At 47.7% G+C, this 1,712-nt stretch carries 2 protein-coding genes; both read right to left on the bottom strand.

Annotation, left to right across the window (positions count from 1 at the left end; all coding sequences use genetic code 11):
- Window positions 1-97: 97 nt before the first annotated feature.
- Entirely contained in the window at window positions 98-574 is a 477-nt protein-coding gene (locus tag A3751_RS13970) for a hypothetical protein (protein ID WP_068457154.1), read from the bottom strand.
- Window positions 575-591: 17 nt separating this feature from the next.
- Window positions 592-1,712 (bottom strand): LruC domain-containing protein (locus A3751_RS13965; protein ID WP_197466355.1); only part of this gene is annotated, 1,121 nt, incomplete at its 5' end.

Here is a 1,712-nt window from a genome sequence, read left to right as displayed (position 1 = left end):
CCTATGAGTCTGAAATGTTGATTACCTTGTCGCTACTCTGATCTACATGGTGTTTGCAGCAAGGTTAGATGAAGATCTATAAATAGAACTCAGAGGTCTAAAGAGCCAGATAGGCCGCACCTGACTTTAACTCAGCTTCAGAGATTTCCAAAATCGAGGGTGGAATCGAAACGTCGTAAATCCACAATGCCGCGAACAATTTGTCGTAGTGAGCAGGCAGCTTCAGCGATGTCATATAGACTTCTTCCGTCAAGCGCGTGCGCAACAGACAGTTTTCGTAATCAATCACATTATTGCCTTGCTCTTGCTTCGCGCGGCAAATAGATAAGTACCCCTCTCCCGCTGAAGTATTTGTATTGGTCACAGTTAATTGCAGGTCCTGAGTCGACCTCAAATCAAAATCCCGATCGACTTCCAGGTTTTGCTGCGTCACCTCTGCGCCTTTATCATCTAATGCGCTAGTGTCATTCGCGTCATCGCTTGATCCACCACTTGGCGCGCACGCGGACAATAGCAACGCTAGCAATATGCCAGATAATCTAATGTATTTTAGGTCTATATGCTTTGAGTTCATATACGGCTCCGCTCTATCTAATCTGCATAAATTAAGGTTGATTGCGCTTTCGACTCAAGAAACCAATCCGTCTGTTCAGCTCCCGAAGACTCTGCAAACGCCTTAAATTGAGGATATGCGTCACGAATATCCACTTTCTCGAGCGGGTGCTTCCAATCACTAGGTACCTCGATCGCCCAAGGCATCCCGTTACTGGTTTGATAGTATTGCTGTAAGGACATCGAGGAGGTGTCGTCACCGATGCTTAATAAACCACTATGCAGAGCGTTCGTTGGCGCGTTGTTTTTCAAGTGCACCTCCCATCGCTTGCCCGCGTATCCGCCGACAACCGAGTCCACCATAGAACTGTGGGTTGTACCGGGAGTGGCAAAGATAAATGGATCATAGGGTGGTGCTGGAAATGCTGCTTTGCTCACGCCATTCGTAAGCGGCATGGTCAGCTTCCAACTTGGACGTATCGCTGAGCCGCATCCTAACTCTGTTCTAAAGTAATCGCAGTCGACTTCACCCCTGCTCACCATTGACCAAGCGTTTTCCATAATTGTGACGACCGCATAAGTTTGATTACCCTCCAAGCTCAGCCCATCTACATTCACGCCGTTAAGCTCAAGCTCCAAATCTGGCTCTCTTACCAAGCCAGGAGGTAAAGATGGAAACTGAATAGCAAATCCATTATTAAACCCTGCCCCAATCGCAGCAACTTGCCCCTCTATTTCTACCCGTATGATTTGATCACCAATGGCATATTCTGCGATTCTCATATTCATCAGCAAATCATTCAGATCATAATCGCCCTCTATTGGCCACAAATCCTCGTATGCTATGGTCGTAAACCCTTGGGCACTCGGGTAGTAGGAGACGCTGATATTTCCGCCTGTCACCTGTATGGGATAATCTTCCACCTCTCCATCAGAGACACCACCTGCCGGGCCTATTGAAGCCACGCTGCTCAACCTAAATCTTGCCCAAGTGCCTCCCTCTTTTGCCCACACGGGAATCGTATAAGAGATCGAATTTTGTCCGCTAGCAAGCGGTTCGTCAGTTACTATTTGCTCAGCGGAATCAAACACTCCATCTTGGTTCCAATCGACCCAGCCATTGAGAAATCCACCACTCTCGCTTGCAACAGCGCTTATCA

This window comes from Oleiphilus sp. HI0080, from assembly GCF_001635135.1.
The sequence above is the reverse complement of the archived record's forward strand: the minus strand, read 5'-3'. Positions and strand labels throughout refer to the sequence as shown.

Coding starts and splice junctions, on each gene's coding strand:
- A3751_RS13970 (WP_068457154.1), bottom strand. CDS start 574: ATGAACTCAAAGCATATAGACCTAAAATACATTAGATTATCTGGCATA.